The sequence below is a fragment of the Sphaerospermopsis sp. LEGE 08334 genome, assembly GCF_015207205.1.
In the GTDB taxonomy this organism is placed as follows: domain Bacteria; phylum Cyanobacteriota; class Cyanobacteriia; order Cyanobacteriales; family Nostocaceae; genus Sphaerospermopsis.
Window position 1 is genome coordinate 1 of record NZ_JADEXH010000043.1, and the last position, 25,826, is coordinate 25,826.

Consider the following 25,826-nt stretch of genomic DNA (forward strand, 5'->3'; position numbering starts at 1 on the left):
GTATATAGTTGATTGTTCATGCCTATACCAACTATTGTACCGTCTGGCATGACGGTAATACCTAAGACAGAACCACTGTTAGCAATATGTTCCCAATTACTGGTTAAGGTCTTTCTGGTATATAGTTGATTGTTCATGCCTATACCAACTATTGTACCGTTTGGCATTACGGTAATACCTAAGACAGAACCACTGTTAGCAATATGTTCCCAATTACTGGTTAAGGTCTTTCTGGTATATAGTTGATTGTTCATGCCTATACCAACTATTGTACCGTCTGGCATGACGGTAATACCTAAGACAGAACCACTGTTAGCAATATGTTCCCAATTACTGGTTAAGGTCTTTCTGGTATATAGTTGATTGTTCATGCCTATACCTATCACACCAGGTATGGTTTTCTCACTTGTAGGTTGTATTACTTGTGCAACACCTTTGACCCTGATGGAATAAACGCGATTACTTGAGCCAGAAAAGGCTGTAGCACCAGCACCAGTGGTAGTGAAAAGAACTTTACCAGTTAAATTTCCCAAGTCCCAAGCTTCTTTATCTGTTGTGCGGTTGAAACTTACTGAACCTCCTCCAGGATAATAAATGCCAACAAAGTCACCTTGTTTAACTGTCATGGGTGTAGATAGGGAAAACTGGTTAAGTCCTACCACAGGAGTTTTCGTGTCACTCTTATCTACTACTGACCAAGAACTACCGTCTTTTCGGTAAATAATCAGTTGTAGAGGAGCTATTGTATCTGCCCAAACTTCCCAGCCATTAATATTGCCATTAATATTAATGGGATTGTTAGTATCTACTAAATAAAAGTTCGTTCTTGTATCACAAACTCCACGGCTTTTCAGCTCATTTCCACCAGTTAAATCAGCGATAGGAATTTCTTCTTGTTGCCAAATAGCACCATTTATTGTGCCATGATTAGCGTTGCCGGTTTTGTCGTTAGCATCCCCATTCAAAGGATAATAACCTACTAATCCTGGTTCATTTCCCCTCAACCGAGAGTTCATATTTTGCTTAATTTCTTCTGGAGTGCGGGCGATATTCCACAGACGAATATCAGCAATTTGACCTGCGAAAAAACGTCTAGTTCCCCCTCCTTTACTAATAGAAGTACCCGCTGCTATATATAAAGGAGAATCATTTTTGGTGGATTGAATTACTGTATCCTGGGTTTCGCTTTCTTTAACACCATCAACATACAGGAACAATTGGGAGTCTTGTTTCACAAAAGCTACATGATGGAATTTTTGGTCATTAATTACTTTTTTCGATGAAATTGAAGGATTTCTACCATCATAGCGAGAACCATAGACTGTCCCAGCGGTGGAACTATAACGAATAGCATAGGGAAAAACACTTCCTTGCCATTTTTCAAAAATATTCACATCAAAAGGCGTATGAGAACCAGGTGAAATTTTGCCAATTTTTAACCAGAGTTCAATACAGAAATTTTGATTTTTATCAAAGTTAATAGAATTGTGGTTGGCAATGACTAGGTAATCGTCTATCCCATCAAATGAAATTACAGAGAGTTTCGGTGCGTTGCTCATGTTGATGATCCTTATAATTTTGATCCAAAGTTTTTTGGTTTTTAATGATGATTAATGCAAAATTTTCAGCCTGTTGGAAGTATAATGATTTAACACTATACCTTTTGGCAATTTGTCTGGTTTTGGGATAATTGTGGCTGAATTTTCAAGCTCATTTCTGGCTTTTAGCCTTCGTGAAACACGATATCAAAAAAAATACATCATGTCAAATTTTTGATATTTAATTAATATAAGTTTACGTATTATTAGCAATAATATCTAACCTCACATAATGGCGTTTTTGATTAAAAAAAGATTAAATTTTTATTCATTAAACGAATTATATTGTATGAAAATCTGTATTAAAAAATACGTTAAATACAGTATTGACATTCCATTTTCACTACGTAATTATACAAATCTAACAGGCAAATATAAATGCTATGTGAGAAATGTCAGAAATCCCATCTCAAGCAGAACTATACACCACAGGTTTCAGTAGTTGTATCAACAGCAGGATTCCTTTGTGACAAGTCTTGCTTTGTTCCTTCCTTTCAACACTTGGTCTAATGTGTTAATTTTATATAGGACTGGTATTTGATTTTTGAAATTATCTGTGTAGAGAGGGAACAGGGAACAGGGAACAGGGGAAGTGTACGGAGTGTTTTTCAAGAATCAAATATGATTCCTATATAGCGTTTCCCAGTCTTATGAGGTACACCCTAATTTATGTACTCGCTATAAAATATCAGTTTATAGAAATTTTCCATATTTCACATTTGCTACAACAGGAAAAAGAAAAAATAAAATGCAAGAATTACTCTTATTCAATAACGAAAAACTCCTACGTCAAGCATTAACCCATCGTTCTTATGTCAACGAAAACCCAGGAGAAGGAGAACACAACGAGCGTTTAGAATTTCTCGGAGATGCAATTTTAAACTTCCTCAGTGGACAATATTTGTACCGTCGTCATCCCGAAAAAGGAGAAGATGAATTAACCCGTCGTCGTTCTGCATTAGTTGAAGAAAAACAATTGGCAAAATTTGCTTTAGAAGTTGGTTTAGACTTGAGAATGCGATTAGGAAAAGGCACAATTAGAGATGGTGGTTATCAAAATCCTAACCTTTTGAGTAGCACCTTTGAAGCTGTAATTGGTGCTTATTATTTAGATAATGATTGTAATGTTGAACCACTTAAAGTCATTCTTGAACCATTATTTGATTCTGTATCGGAAGATGTGGTAGAACCGAGATCAAATGTAGATTCAAAAAACAGATTACAAGAGTTAACCCAAGCTCAAGGTATCCAAGAACCTCCTAAATATGTCACAGAAAAAGCAGGTGGTCCAGATCATGCACCGGAATTTCTTTCTCAAGTATTTGTAGATGGTAAAGAATTGGGAGAAGGAAAAGGAAAGAGTAAAAAAGAAGCTGAAAAAGCTGCTGCTGAAGATGCGATCGCCAAACTTAAAAAAAAGGTTAGTTTTAAATAATTTTCAATTAAATAAATTGGATATTAATCAGAATAGGAATCTTCTCCTATTCTTGGTGATCATAAATTTGATGTTGTTATTTTGTTACCTCTTGTTAATAAATAACAACTTAGTCTAGGATTTACAAAAAACAAAAGTAGGGGTAATTCATGAATTACCCCTACACAAGAATCAGGTTTTTAGTCTAGTCTTGCCTATGTCCTATTGGGCAATTAGATAATGTATCAAAAAAGGCTTTTTAAGCTGTTAACATTATCATTGTGAACAAATCATAGTTAATGATAAGCTATCCAAAGTCAGGATCTACAAACTTTAAGTACACACAGGATTTAGTGATGTATCATCCTGTTGGTTGCTAACTGATAATTTTCAATGATTTATTTTCTAGCAAAAACTGGAAGAATTAACAATTAAGTTGCACTCTACAAACAAAAGCTCACAATTCTTCAACTTGACTTTATCTTAACTTAATGGAATAGTATTACTATCGAGTGGGTAGCCTAATTCAAATTCATGAAAGCTGGATTTGAAGCGGAGGAACCAAATAATTGGGGCGAATCTTAATTGAAAGACACCTTCCAGTCTTAGCCCGTCAGCTAACTCCGTCGGCAATGGAAGGAACTCCCAAAACCTTGGCTGTAATACCAGTTGTTATTGGGTTTTCCTTAATCAATTTGCGATTTTAGTTAATGATTTTGGATGAACTATGAATGTCAAAATTCAGGATTCAGAAATCAGAATGCTTGCTTAGTCATTTGGTGATCAAATGGTTATTTTTGATGGTACGTTTCAAAAAGTACGTTTAAAAAAGCTGATTACTGATAGCTGAATGCTTACCTGTAAATCTAAAATCCAAAATCTAAAATCTAAAATCTAAAATTGGCATCCCTGCTTCTCATTCATCATTCGTTTCAAGGGAGAGAAGTTAAAGCTGTGAAAATCAAGCCATTGTTAGCACGTTTACAAAGTGCTATTGGTCGCTATGACCTGATTGAGCAAATGGTATTACTACCTGCTCCAAAAAAATGCCTGAGTGAGAAAAATTCATTGGTAAAATCCATCAAATTAATTGTTGGTTATGATGGTTCTCCTAATAGTCATACAGCCTTAGATATTGCTTTTTGTATTGCACATCAAACCCATTTAGCAAGCAACATTGAAGTCGATGTTCAGGCTGTTTATGTATTAGAAGAACAGGCAAGTATTTCTGATCATCATCAATTCAATTACCCACAAAATCGGGCTAAATTAACACATCAATATTTGGAAGTAAGCCAATCAACAACAATGGTGTTAACGCCATCAAAACCTCAGTTACTTACCACTTCAGCACCGGAAAAAGCAGATAAAATTCTTTGGCAAGCTAAAAATTTAGCTCAAGAATGGCAGAGTGATTTTAAATCTCATCTACGATTTGGTAACTTATCTACTGAACTGAAAAAAGTCGTGGAATTAGAAAATGCTGATGCTTTGGTTTTAGGTTGTCAATCTATCAATCATCCTGTGATTGAACGTTTAGATCCTCATTTTCCCTGTGCTGTTTTGGGTATTCCTCGTTGTCTTGATTAATACCCATAAACCAAGAATCAACTATTGAGTCGCCTATATTTACATATAGGTGGCTTTTTTAGCTCTTTTTCACACAATAAAAAACAATCACATTATCAGGGAAGATGGTATGGAAAACTGGCAAGCTGTTTTCAGCATTATCACATTTATCACCGTCATTGTGGTAATCATGACGGAATGGATTGATTTAATGGTAGCTGCTTTATTGGGTGCATTAATATTAGTTTTTACTAATATCATGACTTTACCGGAAGCAGTTGGTTATATTGGTAAAAGTCATGGAACTTTGGGTTTGTTTTTCGGTGTGATGGTATTAGTGAGAGCATTTGAACCGACGAATATCTTTAGTTATATAGCCACACAAATAGTCATTCTTGCTCAAGGTAGTGGCAAAAAATTACTATTAGGAATAGTGGCATTAGTTACGCCAATTTGTGCTGTTTTACCCAATGCCACTACAGTTATGTTATTAGCTCCATTAATTCCGCCAATGGCAGAAGAAATAGGAGTTAATTTTGTACCTTTATTAATTTTGATGGTGTTTGTTGCTAATAGTGCCGGATTATTAACATTAGTAGGAGATCCAGCCACATTTATTGTAGGTGATGCTGTCAATATTAGCTTTATAGATTATTTAGGAAAATTAAGTTTAGGAGGAGTCATTTCTGTTGTCACTGTTGTAGTAACACTACCAATTTTATTTAGAAAAATTTGGCATAAAAACCTAGAAAATTTGGCAGAATTACCCCATCCGCAAATTAATCATCCACGAGTTTTAATTGTCGGCGGAGTGATAGTAGTTTTTGTGTTGATATTTTTTGTAATTGGCGAATCTTTACCAATACCAATTTCCCCTGCGGCAGTTGCTTTGTTAGGTGCTGCTTTAGCTTTATTACTGGCACACAAAAGCAGAATTGATTCAGTTCATAATATTTTGCGAGATGTAGATTGGAGTACCTTAATTTTTTTCATGAGTATTTTTGTGCTGATTGGAGGATTAGATAAAACAGGAGTAATTAAAGGTTTGTCAGGTGTTTTAGGGCTGATATTAGGTAAAAATATTTTGCTAGGTTCTGTGCTTTTGTTATTTGTAGTAGGAATCTTATCGAGTGTTGTACCTAATATTCCTTTAGTGGTGGCCATGGTCCCTTTGTTGAAACAATATCTTGTAAATGTGGGATTAGCACCAGCAGAAGTTTTATCACCAGATTTTCAAGGACAGTTTCCACCAGAAGTTTTACCACTGTTTTATGCCATGATGTTTGGTGCAACTTTGGGAGGAAATGGTACTTTAGTGGGAGCATCTTCTAATATTGTTGCTGCTGGTATTGCTGAACAGCATGGTAGAAGAATTTCTTTTAAGACTTTTTTACATTATGGTATTCCTATTACCTTATTGCAACTTGTGACTTCAGCTTTGTATGTTTTGGTGCGTTTTTTACTTTAAACATAAAACAAAATGCTCAAAAAATAGATCCCTAACTTCTTTGAGAAGTCAGGGATTTAGGTGTTACAAGATAGGGGAGATGGGGAGAAAAATTTGAGATTTTAGATTTTTTAGATTTTAGATTGGAGATCACAAAAACAATCCAAAATCCAAAATCAAGAACTCCTGACTCCTGGATCTCCTTTCTGACGTTAATATCTCAAGATGTGTAAAATGTCACGAAGAACGCTATAACCAGCTAAATCCCAAAGTAGATAAGCTAAAAATCCAATCATTGCCAAGCGTCCATTCCACAATTCTGCTTGAGGATTCCAACCAAAAATAAAGGCATTACGATCTACACCATTATAAGCTTTAGCAACGGGTGGTATATCAGTAGATGAGCGAGTTTCCATTTTTTACCTCCAAATTTCAATAAGTTTGAGGTTCTGAATCTAATCTTTTGTTCACTTTTTTAATGCTTAACTTTAATGTAGCTTTTACACACACAGTTGTTTTATGCCTATAGTACAAACTAGAGGCACTTCTTAGGGACGATAATTATAAAGCTATTTACCCAGACAAATCTACCCTGAGATGGTGAAAAAATTTTTCATGGTAAATAAATGGAAACCAGCTATCAAAAATTGACTGACTACAATCCAAAAAACAAAAATTTTCACCTAAAGAATAACAGTATTGATATTAATCAATAAGCTAGAATTTATATAAATTTACAATCATAAAATCCTCAACTTCTATCTAACGTTATATAAGGCTTTCTCACTTGCGATGGATGCTAAGATCGCCTATTTTTTTGGATTCTGAAGGTTGGACAAGTTGAATATTCACATCCAGCAGAGGTCATTAGTGAAGCAGTAAAATCCTTATAACGCAGGGATCATCCCAATTTTGCACAAATATCTGGCTTAGAGGTAGGAAATAGAAATGATGCAGGAACTATACAAACATTTATTGTGGATAGCACAAGTACCTGTAACTACTCCCAACGTCACACCAGCACAGGCTTCGATTCTCACATCGGGTCCGCGCTTTTTTGTGGCTTTAATTTCTGGGGTAATTCTCGCTTTTGCCTTTCAATTAGTGTTAACAAATCTCTCAATTGCTGCGGGTATTTCTTATTTAGGACATCCTTCAGAATCTCAGGAAATTGAAAGTTTTGGTGGCACAGTTCGCAAAATTGGCACGAGGTTGGGAATTTGGACATTAGTTACAGTCACAATTGCTTTATTCATCGCTTGTTTCTTAGCTGTAAAATTGAGTTTATTAATTTTAGATCCCGGATTAGGAGCGATTTTAGGTTTAGTCATTTGGGGAGCGTATTTTCTATTACTAATGTGGGTAAGTTCAACTACAGTCGGTTCTTTAATTGGTTCAGTTGTGAATACGGCTACTGCCAGTTTTCAGGCGATTATGGGAACAGCTACAGCTGCATTAGGTACTAGGGCTGTAAATCAGCAAGTGGTAGCAACTGCGGAAGCGGCTGCCTCGGCGGTGCGTCGGGAACTGGGAAATGCGATCGCCCCGGCAAGTATTCGCCAAAATGTAGAACATTACATAGAAAAACTACGTCCCCCAGAACTTGATATATCGCAGATTCGGGATGAGTTTAAAAGCTTACTTAATGAACCTCAATTTAAAGCGATCGCCAGCAGTGCAGACTTGGGAAATATCGACCGTCAACAGTTTGTTGATTTAGTTAGCAGTCGCACCGATTTATCCAAACGAGAAGTTAACCGCATTGCTGACGCTTTATACAATGTTTGGGAACAAGTGGTGAGTCAGAAAAAACCTACAAAAGAAAGTTTAGGTGAGTTGGTAAACTATCTCAAATCCCTTCCCCCTGGACAAACCAAAACCGATGAACTCAACGCCAAACTTGATCAATTAATTACTGAAATTCACTCTACCAAAGAAACAGAACAAAAACCAGGGATGATGCAACAAGCAATATCAGCATTGACTGGGGTAGTGTTAGGTAGAGCAGATTTGTCTGATTTGGATGTAGAAAAAATTTGGCGTTCCTTAAATACTGCTAGAGAAAAAGTCATAGAACAAGTTACAGAACAAGTTACAGAACAACCTTATAATCCTATTCGTGGGGATATTCACAACTACCTGCTTAACTCTTATCCTTGGCAACTCAGTCAAGAAAAAATTGCCCAAGAATTTCGAGATGTGATTTATGATCCTGCTGCTGATCCTGGGGTAATACATAGGGAATTAGAGCAAATTACCCGTCAAGATTTTATCAATATTTTGCAAACTAAGGGATTATTAACTCAAGCACAAATTTATCAAATTTCTGATCAATTGGTAATGGTACGGGATGAGGTTTTGGTAATAGTAGCAGCCCAAGAAGAAAGAGAAATTGTCCAAGATTTGCAAAGACGAGTTGAAAGTTATTTACTGGTAACTCCCAGAGAAGATTTAACACCAGAAGGAATTGAGGATAATTTTAAACCGCTGTTGGCAGATTCAGAAGCAGATTATCAAATTTTATCCCGACGACTGGCACAAGTTGAACGGGAAGAAATGGCTGAGATTCTGTTAGCACGCAATGATATTCAAGAACGAGATTTAGATCCGATTTTAGATGAATTGGAAATGCAGCGCGATCGCGTGTTGGTAGAATCTTTAGGAATAGCACAACAGGCACAACATCAAGCGGAAACTCTCTGGTTAAATGTGGAATCATATCTGCGAAATACAGGCAAAGAACAATTAAATCCTGATGCTATTCGCGCTGATTTAAAACGACTTTTAGAAGATCCCCAAGCGGGAATTTTAGCTATTCGGGCGCGGTTATCTCGTTTTGATCGAGATACTTTGGTGCAATTATTAAGTCAACGTCAAGATTTAACAGAAACACAAGTTCATCAAATTATTGATGTAGTTGAAGAATCATGGCATAATATCCGCCACATACCGCAATTTGTGGGGGAAAAAGCACGGGGACAATATGATTCTGTGACTGCGACTATTGCAGATTATCTGCGAAATACTGGTAAGGAAGAATTGAATCCTGAAGGTATTCAGAGAGATTTCATAAGATTATTTGAAAACCCTAGAGAGGGTGTTGTGGTACTGCGTCGCCGGTTATCGCGTATTGATAGAGATACTTTGGTGAAGTTGTTAAGTCAACGTCAAGATTTGAGTGAGGAACAAGTTAATCAAATCATTGATAATGTACAGATATCCATTAGAAATATTGTCCGTGCGCCCCGTCGGTTAGCAACAAGAACACAACAAAGAATGCAAAATTTTCAAACTTATTTGCAGGAGTATTTACGACTTACGGGTAAAGAGGAATTGCACCCGGAAGGAATTAAAAGAGATTTGCATTTGTTGTTGCATGATCCCAGAGTAGGGATGGAAAGTTTGAGCGATCGCCTTTCCCATTTTGATCGAGAAACAATTATTGCTTTGTTGAAAATTCGGGAAGATATTACAGATGAAGAAGCAGCGAGAATTGCTGATAATATGATCTCAGTGCGTGATCAATTTGTAGAACAGGTGCGGGGTATTCAAAGAAGGATTCAAGATGCAATTGAAGGCATTTTTGCCAGGATTCGTAATTATCTTAATTCTCTAGAACGTCCAGAATTGAATTACGAAGGAATACAGCATGATATCCGTCAATTATTGGAAGATCCTCAAGCTGGGTTTGAAGCATTGCGCGATCGCTTGTCTCATTTCAATCGTGAAACTTTAGTAGCTATTTTCAGTTCCCGTGAAGATATTTCTGAGGCAGATGTTAACCGCATTATTGACAGAATTGAACACGCCCGAAATATGGTTTTACAACGAGCAGAACAACTACAAAATGAAGCACAACATCGGCTAGAACAGGTAAAACATCAAGCACAACGTCAAGCAGAAGAAACCCGCAAAGCTGCTGCTAATGCTGCTTGGTGGTTGTTTGCGACGGCGGTTGTTTCTGGTATTTCTGCGGCGTTAGGCGGAGCAGTTGCTGTTGTGCTGATTTAGGTTTTTCAATAATGGACAATTACCTAAGGGTTGCTGAAAAAGTTATCTGTGAAGACAGGGAACTCTTAACAGGGAACAGGGAACAGTTTCAAGAGTTGGATAGGAACGATTTTTTCTTTAACTAGGAATTAAGTGCAAGGTTTTTCAGTTACCACCTCAGAAAAGCTTGCACTTTTTGAATGGTAACAATGAGTTTCAGTCCCCTTGCGGGGATTAGGTAATTGGAAACATTATTGAAGTTAAACAGGTTTCTGACTGGAAAGCAGGTTTCAGTCCCCTTGCGGGGATTAGGTAATTGGAAACAAATTTGTTATCCTTTAGTTAAGCAGGTGAATCAAAGTTTCAGTCCCCTTGCGGGGATTAGGTAATTGGAAACGTTCTTGATGCCCATTTTTGGGCATCAAGATAAAGTTTCAGTCCCCTTGCGGGGATTAGGTAATTGGAAACGCCCATCTAAGTCAAGAGAAAAATTGAATTGAGGTTTCAGTCCCCTTGCGGGGATTAGGTAATTGGAAACATTACTTACATTCCGACTCTAATGGAAAATTGATAGTTTCAGTCCCCTTGCGGGGATTAGGTAATTGGAAACTTTGCCGCGTTTTCATCCAATCATAAAACCAGAATTACAAGTTTCAGTCCCCTTGCGGGGATTAGGTAATTGGAAACTTAAAAGTTACATTTTGGAATGTTTTAGCCATATATTCGTTTCAGTCCCCTTGCGGGGATTAGGTAATTGGAAACCTCGAATTTCTGCATTTTTTTAGTGCAAACTGGTTTGTTTCAGTCCCCTTGCGGGGATTAGGTAATTGGAAACTTGTTTTGCATTAATTAAACATGATGATGGTATTTGTTCGTTTCAGTCCCCTTGCGGGGATTAGGTAATTGGAAACTAACCTGAGTTGGTATATAACCTATGGGTAGTAAACCTGATAAGTTTCAGTCCCCTTGCGGGGATTAGGTAATTGGAAACTCATTTTGGTTGAAAAATTCTCATCCTGGTATCCTTTGGTTTCAGTCCCCTTGCGGGGATTAGGTAATTGGAAACTATAGAAGATTGGACTTGGTGTACAGCTTCTATTGCTAAAGTTTCAGTCCCCTTGCGGGGATTAGGTAATTGGAAACTGTATTCCATCCAGATCCGCCAACTGTTTTCCGACGTTTCAGTCCCCTTGCGGGGATTAGGTAATTGGAAACATTTAAAAATTCTCTTACTTCTTTTCGCCACAATTTAAGTTTCAGTCCCCTTGCGGGGATTAGGTAATTGGAAACTGCATCTGGACACAAATACTATGAGGAATTAAAAACTTGTTTCAGTCCCCTTGCGGGGATTAGGTAATTGGAAACTTGCGCTTGTCATAGTTTTAGATTTCCTTATCTTAATTGTTTCAGTCCCCTTGCGGGGATTAGGTAATTGGAAACTCCCAATATGATTACAGGGAGAAAAAAGCCATTTTGTTTCAGTCCCCTTGCGGGGATTAGGTAATTGGAAACTCTGTCACCACATCCATCGGTTTGTTATAGCATTGTTTCAGTCCCCTTGCGGGGATTAGGTAATTGGAAACCCCGCCCTCTGAAACATAGTCTGGGAGCAGACTGTAGGGGGGAATTTGGCGGACCTCTAAAAAAACCTCATTTCAGGCTTCGGGTTAACCGCCAACTGAAACTGATGAAACGCTAGAACTATTCAATTATCAAGGTTCTGGCGATTTGGCGGACCCCCCAGGGTTTTTGACCCCGCTCTAGGTCTGCCAAATTTATCCTTATTTAAGGGTAAACTTTAACAAGTTACTTGTCAAGATTTATTGTATTACAAATATTTAAGTATCAGGTTGACCAATTTAGTCAATTATATTTAACTGTTAATTAACCCCACGCAACTTCCAACAAGAAACTATTACCCAATTCCTGCTACTAACCTCCACCATCAAAACATTCTTACTGGTTCAGGAAAAACCTTTTCTGTTTAATCAATGTAATTATCATAAGCTTTTTTCAAAGCATCCTGGACTTGTTTTGCCACCCAATCAGGACTTAAAACCCTAGCACTAGCACCGTACTGTAGTATTCTTTGACGAAACCAAAATATACAGTCTTCCTGAGTTAAAATATCAACATATTCTGTAGTTTCCAGTGAAGAAATAACTGTTTCATGGGGTCTACGGGGTCTATAACTCGCTAAATCTCCTGTCAGACGGTATACAATATCTAAAGTAGGAAACTTACTATAAGTCCAGGGAGTCTGGGAAACTCCACCAACTCTGGTGATGCGGTCTACTCTCAAAGTAATGTTTTGTTCAGCATTGGGTCGGGGTTCTAAGTGATAACTCCGAAAGTCTGGAACTAAAGCAAACAAATAGAGAACACCGTTATGTAATCTCAGTTCTGACTTATCTAAATCCCAGAATGTTTCTTTACCTTGTCTGCTGCGATACCAAACTACAAAGCGGCGTTTTTGCTGAAACCGTTGCCGTAAATGACGTACAATTTCATTGATTTTATCTTCACTGTAGTCTGTAGGTGGATGAAAGTCTGTTATCAGATTAGGGGACTTGAGTTTTTCATTAAACTTACCAATCTGGTAAATATATCCTGCTTCTGCGGAAAACCCTAAGCTCGTCAGTAACTCAGAGGCCATTGATAGTGCTTGTCTTTGTTCTTCAGATAAAATCACCGGAAACGCTGATGTCACTAACTCATAGGGGCGGTTGGGTGCAGCTTTAATTTCAAAACCACAATCTCGGAGTTTACCAATGGTACGAGTAATTTTCTGTGATAAATCACCAGCTTCAAAACCGCGATCGCTCAACAAAATTTCTAACTCGGCTTTTTTTAAGGGTTTTTCTGCCAGCAGTTTTAATATTTCTAATGCGAATATTAATTGATTAGATTTATCATGTATAGATGACATTTTAACTGGTATAATAACTGGTGTAATATATCTATGTTTGGGAATCTGCAAGCGATCGCCTAACTGTAGAATGAATTAGGATGAATTAGCATTAATTCTGTGTTTTCAAGGTTTCTTCTGCTAGTAGCTTCAATGTTAATCTAAGTAAGTGGGCGTTAAAAATTGTCGTTATGACAAGGGAACAGGGAACAGGGAACAGGGAAGAGGTTTTTGAATATTTTACTTTTTGTTACATATTTTGGTTTTTTTCTGTTCACCTACTTAGAACTAATACAAAAATACAGCAGGAGTCAGGAGTCAGGAGTAAAACTAGCTTAGTGTATAGGTTTCAATTTAGATTCTGTACCTAATGGATCTGCAATCTCCTGTAATTAGAATAATTAGGAGGGAATGATGGCACAAACTAATGTAAAAAATAATATTTATCCAGCAGTTATGGTCAATATTCCTACTACAATAACATTGAAAATTTCCCATGAGCAGTTTTTAGATTTGGCGCTTGCTAACAGAGATTTACAATTAGAAAGAAATGCTACGGGAGAGTTAATTATTATGCCTCCTACTGGAAGTTATACTGGAAAAAGAAATTTTGATATTGCTGGACAATTATGGTTTTGGAATCGTCAAACTAAATTAGGAGAAGCGTTTGATTCTTCTACTGGTTTTCATCTTCCTAATGGTAGCGATCGCTCTCCTGATGCAGCTTGGGTAAAACAAGAAAAATGGGATACTCTCAGTTTAGAACAAAAGGAAAGTTTTGCACCTATTTGTCCTGATTTTGTTCTAGAACTACGTTCTAAAACTGATTCTTTAGAAAAATTACAATCTAAAATGAAGGAATATATAGAAAATGGTGCTAGTTTAGGTTGGTTAATTGATCAAAAAAATCAACGAGTAGAAATTTATCATCCAAGTAAAGATGTGGAAATTTTAGAACATCCTACCAGTTTATCTGGGGAAGATGTTTTACCTGGGTTTGTTTTGGATTTAACTGAGGTTTGGAAATGACTAAAAGTTAAGCACTGAGTCGATGTAGCATTTTTCACCCACTCTTAGCCACCATACCCGCCCAGAAATGAATTTCCAGGCTAATAGCTAAAGTGTACTAAAGTACACTAAATATAAAACACAGCAATTACCATATCTGCTGAATTTTAATTGTATTCAGTCATCTTTAGATGACTTTTGCTATTAGACTGGGAATTCATTCCCAGTTGGGTTATCAGTTGTACGTCAATAATATTGCTAAAATTTACCCAAAATTTTTGAGATGTAGTCATTTTTTGATAACAACTCTTTTTGCAGAAGTATTACATTAATCACATCCAACAAATACTGAACTACAGTGAAAATTTCTTTACTGCCATTATACTCCAAATTGAATGGGGGTGTGGGGGCTTGTGCTTTAGGATGTCTGCAAACTTGCAAAGTCAAACAACAAGCACCCAACTTTGGAGAAGGTAACAATTGTCCTTTATCTTCTCATCAAGCGGAAACTTATCACGCCATTATTAACAGCGATGCAGAAATTATATTTAATACCTCTGCTACAGGTGATGGTAAATCCTTAGCTGCTTATTTAGCAAGTTTATTAAATAGTGATTTTCAAGTAATATCACTTTATCCCACCATTGAATTAGTTGCAGATCAAAAAAGACAGATTATCAATTATTATGAAAAATTCAATCTTGCAGAAATTGATGAGATAGAAAGTCTTTATGGTGCAAAGTTAGCAGAATTAGTAGAACAGGGAGAAAAAACTAACAAGTTTAAGGAATTATTGAAAATTCTTAAACATAAATATGTGATTTTGACTAACCCTGATATTTTTCATTTAGCTACCCATTCTCGTTATATAAATCCTGCTTATAGTCGCGCAGAATTAGCGATTACTTTAGGTAGAAATCCAGATTTATATATAGCTGATGAATTTCATATTTTTGGTTCACATCAAGAAGCGGCAATTCTCAATAGTTTATTACTAATTCGCCATAATCGTCCTAAAAAACGACCGATGCGAGTTTTATTTACTTCCGCAACTCCGAAGGACAATTTTGTTAAACTCCTTAAAAATGCTGGTTTTAAGGTAACATCAATTAAGGGAGAATATGAAAGTAAACCTACTGCTGGATATCGGCAAATTTGTCAAACTATTGATTTAGATTTTGTACAATTAGACAGAGAAAGCGACGCTTTTAACTGGTTAATTCAAGAACATGAACAAATTAGAAATATTCTCCACCAAGAAGGTAAAGGTAGAGGCGGAATTATTCTTAATTCTGTGGCTTTGGTGAGTAGAACAGTGAGAGAATTACAGAAATTAATACCTGATATTAAAGTTAGAGAAATTAGTGGGAGAATTGATAAACAAGAGAGAGAAAAAATACATCATGAGTTAGAAAATTCTCAGCAACCTGTGTTAATTGTGGGAACTTCTGCGGTAGATGTGGGTGTAGATTTTAGAATACATTTATTAATTTTTGAAGCCAGTGATTCTGCTACATTTATTCAGCGTTTGGGGCGTTTAGGTCGTCATTCTGGATTTAATAAATATCAGGCTTTTGTACTTTTATCTAGTCGTACTCCTTGGATAAAATCAAGATTAGAAGAGAAATTAACTAACGCAGAATATGATCGTGATCAGTTTCAAGAAATTATTACAGAAGTGTTTAATGCACCTACAGTTTTTACAGAATATCCTAAATATTGGGGTGCTTTACAAGCACAAGGGATGTTATTTAGTATGGGTAGTAAAAAAGTAGGAGTTATTGAACAATTAAAAGATAAAATTTCTGAAGATTTACGCTTAGTTTACGGTGAACAACTAGATAAAAAACGTGGACATTGGTTTGCTTTAGGTAAGGATGAAAAAGGAGTAGGAAAAGCAGTACAACAGGAGTTATTAAGGTTTAGAGGTAGTTCTGATTTACAAGCTGCGGTGTGGGATGAAGGACGTTTTTACACTTATGATTTATTGAGGTTATTAGCTTATGCAGAAGTAGAAATAATTGATAGAGAGGAGTTTTTAAAAGCTGCGATAAATGCTGATCATCCCCATACAGAATTTCCAGAGAAATATATTCAAGTTTATCTGAAAGTTCAAAAGTGGTCAGATCAAAGATATAATATTGAATTAGAAAGCGATCGCTCTAGTGATGAAATTAAACAATGTATTCTTACTTTTGTGGATAAATTAAGTATTATTGGACATCCACAAACAGAAGTTAATCGTTGTTTAAAAAGACAGAAATTATTAGGTTTTTTAGTTCCGGTTAACCGTACTCCTAATAATAGTCATTGGCAAATTAGCCAGACTTTGTATTTAAGTCCTACCTTTGGACTTTATAGACTTAAAGATAGTGATGGACAATTTTATAGTTGTGCTTTTAATCAAGATGCTTTGTTATTAGAAGCCGTAAAATGGAAAATTAGACGATGTGAAAGAAGTAAACCGTACATTTTTTAAAAACCACAAATAAAGTGATTTTACAACTATGCCTACATTATTACAAGCCTTACTGATTGAAACTTTACCAGCAGACACAGATCCGATTTTAACCTCATTTATTAACACTATTTTACCAGCTATGGAAAGGGAATTTGCCCTTATTCCTGCTATGGGAGGTTCAGAAATAGTACATTATCATAATTTGGTGAAATTGGGTATAAGTGATCAACACGCCCAGGAAAACGCTCAACGTTGGGCAAATAAACCTGATCAAAGTTTATTAGTTCATGTTTTAAATGGATTATTAATTGCTTGGAATTTGAGTCTACATTTATCACCACGTCAGCAATTAAAAGATGAGGAAAAGAGATTATTATGTTTAGGAATTGCCTTACATGACTATAATAAATATGTGAAAGCACAAGGGGAAGAACAAGCACCACCAAAAGCCCATGAAATTGAGGAAATTATTAATTTATGTAGGGAATTGGGGACAAAATTAAACTTTACAGAATTTTGGCAAGAATGGCCAGATTATCTGTTAGAAATAGCATTTTTAGCACAAAATACCCAGTTTAATGTAGATAGTAGTTCTATTATTTCTCTGTGGGAAAATGAGCAGCGACAATTCACTATTAAGGATAAACGATTAACTGATATTTTACGGCATTTATTAGCCTTTGGAGATATTGCAGTACATATATCTGATCCTGCGGAAATTATCACAACTACAAAAGGTGATAGATTACGAGATCACTTATATTGGTTAAACATTTCCCAGAAATTAGTTTACCATCGTTTACGAGATTGTCGGGGATTAATTACCAATCAAATTCATAATGCAGTAGTTAATTTTGCCCATAAATTAGGATGGGAAGAAATGCTCTGTTTTGCTCAAGGTGTGGTTTATTTAGCTCCTAATGATGTCACAAAACCACAATTTACAGATGTACAAACTGCTGTTTGGGATAATTTAATTAATGGTAATGAAGAAAGAAATCAAAAAGGACTAGCAGAGTATTTTCAAAGTGGTGATGTGGGTTATGTTCGTGATGGTAAAGGTTTAAAAATCGCTCCCCAAACCTCAGAATTATTCACACCAAAAGATTTAATTTGCCAACTTCCTGAAGTTGTACAGGTGAAAGTTGCTAACATTAAATCACCTGCAACACCAAAAAGGTTAGAAAAGTTAGATTTAAACCCCACAGAAATACAGTTTTTAAATACTGGTGCTGATATTCGCGCTGATAGATTAGCAGAGTTTATCATATTAGCTCAAAAAGAATTTTTTGCTAATTCTTCAGATTATATCAATTGGATACTTAATACTTTAGAATTAGCTGCGGAAATATCCCCAGAAGCTACACAAAAACAGTCAGGAGGAGTTAATTATGGTTGGTATCAAGTGGCGGCTCATTATATTGCTAAAAATCCTACTTTAGACGAAAATCAAGTTAGGGAATATTTGCAAGACTTAGCGAATAAATTAGCAAATTGGGCTGAAGAAAATAAATTGTTGACAGAAAATAGCAGTCCTACCTATCAAGCATTTATTGATTATTTGTCTGAATATTTGGAAATATTCACCGCTGGAGATCAAAATATTGATTTTACTCAAGAATTAACAGCTTATACCCAAGCTAAAATCACTAATAAACCTCTGTGTTCTTTCAGTAGTGGAGAAGCATTAGCTGAGGAACAATTAGATACTGTAGTTTTGTTTAAACCTCAACAATATAGTAATAAAAACGCCTTGGGAGGAGGGAGAATTAAACGAGGAATATCAAAAATTTGGTCTTTAGAAATGTTATTGCGTCAAGCATTTTTAGGCGCACCAGCAGGAAAGTTAGAGGAACAACAACCAGTATTTCTTTACATTTTTCCAGCTTATGTTTATTCTCCTCAAGTAGCTAAAGCTGTGAGGTTATTAGTGAAGGAATTTAAAAGAGTTAATTTGTGGGAGGTGCGTAAACATTGGTTAGATGCAGAAATGCAATATCAAGGATTACAAAATTTACCTTGGAGAGAAAATGATGATGTAGAAGAGGGAAGATTTGCCAAATCTAAAAATTATTCAGTTACAGACTTACCTTTTATGGCGATGACTTATACCACAACTAGAGGTAAAACAGTCACAGATGCGTGGGTAGAACCGATTTTTTTAGCATTATCTTTACCGCTTTTATTAGGTGTAAAAGTTGTTGCTACTAGCAGTCCAGATCCGCTTTATGCAAGTGATCAAGAGTTTTTAGAATCAGCAGTTGTAGATGGTGCGGCAGGTTTTTGGCAGTTACTAAATACATCATCAAATGTCAGAATACAGGAGTTATCACCTGCTTTAAATAGGTTATTAATTACCTACAGTTTGCATTTAGATAATAGGAGTAAAAAACCCGATGCCAGATGGCAAGCATTAACCGGAACTGTGAGAGATTTAGTCACAGATGTTTTAAATATCTTTGCCATTTCTGATCAAGGATTTCGTAATAGTAAAAAAGAACCAGGAAAAGAAGATGTTAAAAGAATTTGGAATTATGCCCAAACCTGGGTAAAAGGAGACAACGATATGCAAGAAAAACTGAAATTAATTGAGCGCATTGTTCAAGAATATCGTCAATTTTATCAAGTGAATGTTGGTGAATCTAGTCACTCAATTCTGTTACCTATTTCTAAAGCTCTAGAGGTAATTTTGACTGTTCCTAATCACCTGGAAACTGATGATATCATCCTACAAGGTGCTGGTCAATTATACGATGCTTTGGAAAGACAAGAAGCATTTAAACGTCCATTATTGATGAATAAAAATGTGGAATATTCTGAGAGAAAAAACCAAGAATTAATGGCAATTCGTCAGTTTATGACCACCTGTGTTAATGATTTATTTCTGGAACTTTATAAAGGCGATCGCGCACTACTCCAAGAAAACCGCAATCGCATCAAATCCGGTGCTGAATTTGCCTACCGTTGGTTAGCTTTGCAATCAAAAAATACTGAAAAATCTGAATCATAAGGAATTAAAAACATGAACTTAGAAACCCTGAAACCTGAATTTCATAATGCTTTCCCCCGGTTAGCATCTGGTAAATATGTCCACTTTTTAATGTTACGTCACAGTCAATCTTTTCCCGTATTTCAAACTGATGGTGTTCTCAATACTGCACGCACTCAAGCAGGTTTAAAAACCCCCGATTCTATTAGTCGGTTAGTAATGTTTAAACGTAAACAAATCACCCCAGAAAGATTAGCAGGAAGGGAGTTATTACGTTCTTTAAATTTAACCAGTGCTGACTCCACAGATAAAGAAAAATTCTGTGAATATAATGGTGAGGGTTCTTGTAAAAAATGTCCTGATTGTATTATTTATGGTTTTGCAATTGGTGATAGTGGTTCAGAGCGTTCTAAAGTTTATTCTGATTCTGCATTTTCACTTAGTTCTTATGAACAATCTCACCGGAGTTTTACCTTTAATGCACCATTTGAAGGTGGAACAATGAGCGAAAAAGGAGTGATGAGAAGTGCAATTAATGAATTAGATCATGTTCTCCCAGAAGTTACATTTCCCACAGTAGAAACTCTGAGAGATCCAACATTTGAAGGCTTTTTATATGTATTAGGAAATCTCCTCAGAACCCGGCGTTATGGCGCACAGGAATCACGTACAGGCACAATGACTAATCATATTATTGGTATTGTCCTTTGTGATGGGGAAATTTTTAGTAATCTTCACCTCACCCAAGCATTATATGATGCTCTCAAACCAGATATTAATGCCCCAATTGCAGACATTATTACCAAAGCAACAGAAGTAACTAATAGTTTATTGAATCAAGAACCAGTGCGTAAAAAACAGGTAATTACAGGTTCACAATTAACGAATTTATTAACTGAAGTTTCCGCTATTTATCAAGATGAAACTTTGTTACAACAGACAATTTCCAGCTTATATCAACAGACCAAAACCTACGCTGAAACCTATGGTGCAGTAGCTAAAAAAGCTAAAAAGTAGATTGGGTTGAGAAACGAAACCCAACATTTATTAATATTTTCTACTTATTAACATTTGTTGGGTTTCACTATCGTTCAAACCAACCTACAAATGTAGATTTTATTCCTGTTCCCTTTCTTTTTAGGAGAGGGTTAGGGAGAGATCAGGATATTTCCAATTACCAACATCAAAAATATGATTATTTACCAATGTGATTTAACCCTACATGATAATGTATTCTTTGCCAGTCGTGAAATGGGTATTCTCTATGAAACTGAAAAATATCTACATAATTGGGCTTTGAGTTTTGCGTTTTTTGAAACTGCTTATATCCCTAAACCTTATAGACTTCAAGGTGAAGCAGCCCAAAAACCTACTTATTTAGAAGTTAATCAAGAACAAAGTCTTTTACATCTAAATGAAGCAGGAATTTATGTTTTTCCAGCTTTACCTATTACTTGGTCTTATCAAGTCAATACTTTTAAAGCTGCCCAAGTTACTTATTATGGAAAATCAGCACAATTCGGTGGTGAAGGTGCAAGAAAAAATTACCCTGTTAATTATGGTCGTGCTAAAGAATTAGCTATAGGTAGTCATTTCAAAACCTATATCTTGGCTGCTAAATCCATTATAATTCCCCATTGGATTCGATTAGGTAAATGGTCAGCAAAAATTAAGGTTGATACCACAATAATAACAGATGTTAAACAAAAATCTGGAGAATATATCACCAGACATCCTTTAAATCCCCTAGACCTATCTACAACAACTAGACTATTACTTTACAATCGTATTGTTATGCCTCCTTCAAGTTTAGTTAGTCAGGCTCAATTATCAGGAAAATATTATGAATTACCTGATCAAACTTGTTTGCCTTTAGGAGTTGCTTATGGGGCTAATATCAAATGAATTTACACAGTTTAGTCATTGAATTAGGTGCTGCTAGTGAAAAGCCTATTCCAGCTACATTAAATAGGGCTATTCATTCTCAATTTATGGCATGGTTAAGTTTAGGAAATCCACACATAGCTAAATTAGTTCATGATAGTCAGGAATCTGCTTTTAGTTTATCAGGATTAATTGGTTATCGTCGTCCACATGGTACAAGATTAGGTGATAATTTTATCATTCGTATTTCTCTGTTAGATGATAATTTAATTTATCCACTTCTACAGGGTATAGAACTCTCTCAAAATCAGTCTCTTTATCTTGGTAATTTTCCTTTTGTAATTCGTGGTATTTCTACTTTTCCTGGTTCTCATTCTTTAGTGAATGTTTCTGATTATTGTATTTTAGCAAATACTAATGATTTCAATTCTGAAATTCTGCTAAATTTTGTATCACCCACCAGTTTCAAACAATATCAAAATATTCAACCTTTCCCTTTGCCGGAATTAGTATTTAATAGTTTGTTACGTCGTTGGAATCATTTTGCACCTTCAGATTTACACTTTCCTGAACTTCAATGGCAAGGTTTGGTTTCTGCTTTTGACCTCAAAACCCATGCTTTAAAAATGGAAGCTGGTGCGGAAATTGGTTCTGTAGGTTGGGTGAAATATCGGTTTACAGACCCCGAACAAGCGAGAATTGCTACTATTTTATCTCACTTTGCTGTCTTTTCCGGCGTGGGGAGAAAAACAACTATGGGAATGGGACAGGTGGTAACAATTGACAATTATCAATTTTCCATTATCAATTATTAATCAAATGAATGAAGATTATTTACCCCTAGCTTATCTCAATGCTTGGGAATATTGCCCCCGGCGTTTTTACCTGGAATATGTGTTAGGTGAAATGGAAGACAATGAACACATTATTTTAGGTCGTCATATCCACCGTAATATTAATGAAGATGGGACTTTTCAAGATGGTGAAACTTTAATTCATCAACAGCAATGGGTATGGTCTGAACGTTTAAAAGTTTCCGGTGTTATTGATGCTGTGGAAGAATGTGATGGTCAACTTGTGCCGGTGGAATACAAAAAAGGTAAGATGGCACAACATTTAAATGACCATTTTCAATTATGTGCTGCGGCTTTATGTTTGGAAGAACGCACAGGTAGAAATATTACCTATGGTGAAATATTTTATCATGCCAATCGTCGTAGACAAACTGTAGCTTTTACTCCCCAATTACGACAAATGACTGAACAAGCGATCGCATTAGCTCAAGTTGCTAGTCAAAACCAAATGCCCGCACCTATTGAGCATACTAAAAAATGCCAATCCTGTAGTTTACAACGGATATGTTTACCCTTTGAAGTCAAGCAATTAAAATCTCAGGAGTTCTAAAATTATGACTACTCTGTATGTAATTCAACCTGATGCTATTCTTAGCAAAGATTATGAGGCTTTTGTCGTAACTTTAAAACAAGAAGATGGTACTTGGAAAAAACATAAAGTTGCTGCTCAAACTGTGAATGAAATCATGTTGATGGGTAATCCCCAAGTGACGGGTGATGCTTTTGCCTATGCTTTAGAATTGAAAATGCCCATACATTATCTTTCTAGTTTTGGTAAATACTTGGGTTCGGCTTTACCTAAATCTTCTCGTAATGGTCAACTGCGGTTAGCACAATATCAAGTTTATTCTGATCCCGTGAAAAGATTAGAATTAGTGAAAACCATTGTCACTGCAAAAATCCATAATCAATATCATGTATTGTACCGACATAATGAAAAAGATAATCCCCTCAAAGAACGTAAAGGTTTAGTTAAAAGTCAACAAACTTTAGACCAAGTAAGGGGTGTTGAAGGTTTAGCAGCTAGGGAATATTTCGCTTGTTGGCAAAATATGGTGGGTAAACAATGGACATTTAATGGTAGAAATCGTCGTCCACCAACTGACCCGGTAAATTCATTGTTGAGTTTTGCTTATGCTTTATTACAAGGTCAAGTAATGGCAGCAGTAAACGTGGCAGGTTTAGATCCTTATATCGGTTATTTACATGAAGTCCATCATGGACAACCGGCGATGGTGTTGGATTTAATGGAAGAATTTAGAGCATTGATAGCTGATAATTTGGTGTTGTCATTGCTGCACAAAAAAGAAATTCAACCCCAGGATTTTAATGAAAGTTTGGGTGCTTATCGGTTGAAAGATAATGCTAGGAAAACATTTCTCGAAGCATTTAATAAAAAGATGAATGATGAATTTAAACATCCGGTGTTTGATTATCGCTGTACCTACAGACGAGGAATAGAATTACAAGCACGGTTATTGAGTCGTCATTTACAAGAAGGTGTACCCTACAAACCATTATCATTAAGATGACAACACATTTTTATCTCATAATTTACGACTTACCAGATAGCAAAGCTGCTAACAAACGCCGGACTCGTTTACATAAAATGTTAGGTGGTTACGGAAAATGGACTCAATACAGTGTGTTTGAATGTTTTTTGACTGCGGTACAGTTTGCGACACTGCAAACCAAGATAGAACGATTGATTAAATCTGAAGAGGATTCGATTAGAATTTATGTACTAGATGCTGGGAGTGTGAAAAAAACTATCACTTATGGTTCGGAAACCCCTAGACAAGAGCAAGCTATAATCATATAATTGATATATCAACTTGAATTTTTGGCAGACCTAGAGCGGGGTCAAAAACCCTGGGGGGTCCGCCAAATCGCCAGAACCTTGATAATTGAATAGTTCTAGCGTTTCATCAGTTTCAGTTGGCGGTTAACCCGAAGCCTGAAATGAGGTTTTTTTAGAGGTCCGCCAAATTCCCCCCCACAGTCTGCTCCCAGACTATGTTTCAGAGGGCGGGGTTTCCAATTACCTAATCCCCGCAAGGGGACTGAAACTGTATAACAGCGATCGCTATATTTTTTTAGTTCTGTTTCCAATTACCTAATCCCCGCAAGGGGACTGAAACCAGATAATGGAAAATCAGTAAACTCAATATCCTGTCGTTTCCAATTACCTAATCCCCGCAAGGGGACTGAAACACTAAATTCCATTTTCTTCGAGTGGGGGCAGGGAAGTGAGTTTCCAATTACCTAATCCCCGCAAGGGGACTGAAACTCCTATTAATAGGATGTTATCTAACAGCTATTTTAATAAAGTTTCCAATTACCTAATCCCCGCAAGGGGACTGAAACTTGAAAAACAGTAAAGGTAGGATATCTACCCCTAATTTCGTTTCCAATTACCTAATCCCCGCAAGGGGACTGAAACTTATTGGTAGATGTTTGGAAAGATGACGGTACACCCGGTTTCCAATTACCTAATCCCCGCAAGGGGACTGAAACAAGGAAAAGTCATAGGGAACAAGTGACTAATGGTAAAAGTTTCCAATTACCTAATCCCCGCAAGGGGACTGAAACTTCACGGCTGCGGTGTACGTGCTATTCATTGCACTGCCTTGTTTCCAATTACCTAATCCCCGCAAGGGGACTGAAACAACTAAACGCGAATTTTTCGCGGTTGCTGCTTTACAGGGAGTTTCCAATTACCTAATCCCCGCAAGGGGACTGAAACTTACCACCACCAGCGTTAGCAAAATTGCCAACTAAAAGTTTATTTTGAGGAGTAAATTAACAATGAAAGCAAAAATCAGAGATACAGAAATCTATTTTGATATAGACGGTTGTAGTTTAGCAGTTGAAGAACAGGGACTACGTGAAAAACCAGTTGCTTTCATCATTCATGGTGGACCGGGAGTAGACCACACAAGTTATAAACCTTGTTTTTCTCCCCTGAGTCATCACCTACAAATGGTCTATTTTGATCATCGGGGTCAGGGAAGGTCAGCACGTGGATCAAAAGAAACCTATACCCTAGAAAATAACGTTGAGGACATGGAAGCATTACGCCAATATTTAGGGTTAGAAAAAATCATTTTAATCGGTTCTTCCTATGGAGGTATGGTTGCCCTTTCCTATGCTATCAAATATCCGCAAAATATTTCTCATTTAATAGTAATTGCCACAACCGCCAGTTCCCGTTTTTTACAACGCGCTCAAGAAATTTTAGCACAAAGAGGAAACCCAGAACAAAAAGCGATCGCCTCTAAACTTTGGGCAGGTAATTTTGAAAATGAAGAACAGCTACGGCAATTTTTTCAAATCATGAGTCCAATGTATTGCCAAAGCAATAACCGCAAAACAAATTCCCCAGACTCCGAGCAAACTATCCTCTCAGTTGATGCCATTAACATTGCTTTTAGTGGCTTTTTAAGAAACTATAATATCCTCAACGAATTACATAAAATTACCTCACCAACACTTGTAATTGCCGGACGACATGACTGGATCTGTCCCCCAGAATTTTCGGAAGAAATTGCCCAAGCTATTCCTAACGCTCATTTGAAAATATTTGAAAATAGCGGTCATTTAATTCGTGTTGATGAACCGCAATTACTCTTAGATGAAATTATTAATTTTCTCACTAAGCTGTTACACAGCTAAATTGTATAATCCTAATATTCTGAACTCTT

The 25,826-nt window shown here is 36.4% G+C and carries 17 protein-coding genes, 2 CRISPR repeat arrays and 1 riboswitch; of the genes, 14 read left to right on the forward strand and 3 right to left on the reverse strand.

Annotated features, from left to right (window positions below; genetic code table 11):
• The coding region (locus IQ237_RS20550) for a LamG-like jellyroll fold domain-containing protein (RefSeq protein WP_194058564.1) at positions 1–1,559 on the reverse strand (1,559 nt) is incomplete at its 3' end.
• A gap of 787 nt (positions 1,560–2,346) precedes the next feature.
• Between IQ237_RS20550 and rnc the strand changes: the two genes are divergently transcribed.
• The 3 genes from rnc to IQ237_RS20570 all read left to right on the forward strand — a co-directional run bounded on the left by rnc (position 2,347) and on the right by IQ237_RS20570 (position 6,049).
• Positions 2,347–3,033: a ribonuclease III gene (gene rnc, locus IQ237_RS20555; protein ID WP_194058566.1), complete on the forward strand. Its 687-nt coding sequence runs from the start codon at positions 2,347–2,349 to the stop codon at positions 3,031–3,033.
• Between the two features lie 487 nt (positions 3,034–3,520).
• Positions 3,521–3,656: riboswitch (cyclic di-AMP (ydaO/yuaA leader) on the forward strand.
• 310 nt (positions 3,657–3,966) lie between these two features.
• Complete coding sequence (locus IQ237_RS20565; RefSeq protein WP_194058614.1) at positions 3,967–4,602, forward strand: universal stress protein; 636 nt, start codon at positions 3,967–3,969, stop codon at positions 4,600–4,602.
• A 109-nt stretch (positions 4,603–4,711) separates the two neighbouring features.
• Complete coding sequence (locus IQ237_RS20570; protein WP_194058568.1) at positions 4,712–6,049, forward strand: SLC13 family permease; 1,338 nt, start codon at positions 4,712–4,714, stop codon at positions 6,047–6,049.
• Positions 6,050–6,240: 191 nt separating this feature from the next.
• On the opposite strand, the gene IQ237_RS20575 is transcribed toward IQ237_RS20570, so the two are convergent.
• A complete protein-coding gene (locus IQ237_RS20575) occupies positions 6,241–6,444 on the reverse strand; it encodes a chlorophyll a/b-binding protein (RefSeq protein WP_096568732.1) in 204 nt (67 codons plus the stop codon).
• Between the two features lie 535 nt (positions 6,445–6,979).
• Here IQ237_RS20575 and IQ237_RS20580 point away from each other — a divergent pair.
• Entirely contained in the window at positions 6,980–10,039 is a 3,060-nt protein-coding gene (locus tag IQ237_RS20580) for an MFS transporter (protein ID WP_194058616.1), read from the forward strand.
• A 192-nt stretch (positions 10,040–10,231) separates the two neighbouring features.
• Positions 10,232–11,601: direct repeats of the CRISPR family, unit length 37 nt; unit sequence GTTTCAGTCCCCTTGCGGGGATTAGGTAATTGGAAAC.
• Positions 11,602–12,002: 401 nt separating this feature from the next.
• Here the strand turns inward: IQ237_RS20580 and IQ237_RS20585 are convergent.
• On the reverse strand, positions 12,003–12,947 hold the full coding sequence (locus tag IQ237_RS20585; protein WP_194058570.1) for a YafY family protein: 945 nt from the start codon (positions 12,945–12,947) through the stop codon (positions 12,003–12,005).
• Positions 12,948–13,340: 393 nt separating this feature from the next.
• On the opposite strand from IQ237_RS20585, the gene IQ237_RS20590 reads away from it, so the two are divergent.
• The 10 genes from IQ237_RS20590 to IQ237_RS20635 all read left to right on the forward strand — a co-directional run bounded on the left by IQ237_RS20590 (position 13,341) and on the right by IQ237_RS20635 (position 25,797).
• Entirely contained in the window at positions 13,341–13,955 is a 615-nt protein-coding gene (locus IQ237_RS20590; protein ID WP_194058572.1) for a Uma2 family endonuclease, read from the forward strand.
• A gap of 337 nt (positions 13,956–14,292) precedes the next feature.
• Complete coding sequence (gene cas3 / locus IQ237_RS20595) at positions 14,293–16,413, forward strand: type I-D CRISPR-associated helicase Cas3' (RefSeq protein ID WP_194058574.1); 2,121 nt, start codon at positions 14,293–14,295, stop codon at positions 16,411–16,413.
• Between the two features lie 28 nt (positions 16,414–16,441).
• The gene (cas10d, locus tag IQ237_RS20600; RefSeq protein WP_194058576.1) at positions 16,442–19,405 is read left to right on the forward strand and encodes a type I-D CRISPR-associated protein Cas10d/Csc3; all 2,964 of its coding nucleotides are present in this window, start codon (positions 16,442–16,444) and stop codon (positions 19,403–19,405) included.
• Positions 19,406–19,417: 12 nt separating this feature from the next.
• Positions 19,418–20,401 (forward strand): type I-D CRISPR-associated protein Cas7/Csc2, encoded by a 984-nt coding sequence (gene cas7d / locus IQ237_RS20605; protein WP_194058578.1) that lies wholly within the window; start codon positions 19,418–19,420, stop codon positions 20,399–20,401.
• A 174-nt stretch (positions 20,402–20,575) separates the two neighbouring features.
• Positions 20,576–21,289: a type I-D CRISPR-associated protein Cas5/Csc1 gene (gene cas5d / locus IQ237_RS20610; protein ID WP_194058580.1), complete on the forward strand. Its 714-nt coding sequence runs from the start codon at positions 20,576–20,578 to the stop codon at positions 21,287–21,289.
• Entirely contained in the window at positions 21,286–22,083 is a 798-nt protein-coding gene (gene cas6, locus IQ237_RS20615; RefSeq protein WP_194058582.1) for a CRISPR-associated endoribonuclease Cas6, read from the forward strand. Before cas5d ends, cas6 begins: the two co-directional genes overlap by 4 nt.
• A gap of 4 nt (positions 22,084–22,087) precedes the next feature.
• On the forward strand, positions 22,088–22,672 hold the full coding sequence (gene cas4, locus IQ237_RS20620) for a CRISPR-associated protein Cas4 (RefSeq protein WP_194058584.1): 585 nt from the start codon (positions 22,088–22,090) through the stop codon (positions 22,670–22,672).
• 4 nt (positions 22,673–22,676) lie between these two features.
• Positions 22,677–23,654, forward strand: coding sequence for a type I-D CRISPR-associated endonuclease Cas1d (gene cas1d, locus IQ237_RS20625; RefSeq protein ID WP_194058586.1), 978 nt, complete (start codon positions 22,677–22,679; stop codon positions 23,652–23,654).
• Positions 23,651–23,944: a CRISPR-associated endonuclease Cas2 gene (gene cas2 / locus IQ237_RS20630; protein ID WP_096568703.1), complete on the forward strand. Its 294-nt coding sequence runs from the start codon at positions 23,651–23,653 to the stop codon at positions 23,942–23,944. The genes cas1d and cas2 overlap by 4 nt, the downstream gene beginning before the upstream one ends.
• A 211-nt stretch (positions 23,945–24,155) precedes the next feature.
• A CRISPR array of direct repeats spans positions 24,156–24,868; the repeat unit is 37 nt; unit sequence GTTTCCAATTACCTAATCCCCGCAAGGGGACTGAAAC.
• 62 nt (positions 24,869–24,930) lie between these two features.
• On the forward strand, positions 24,931–25,797 hold the full coding sequence (locus tag IQ237_RS20635) for an alpha/beta fold hydrolase (RefSeq protein WP_194058588.1): 867 nt from the start codon (positions 24,931–24,933) through the stop codon (positions 25,795–25,797).
• Positions 25,798–25,826 lie beyond the last annotated feature (29 nt).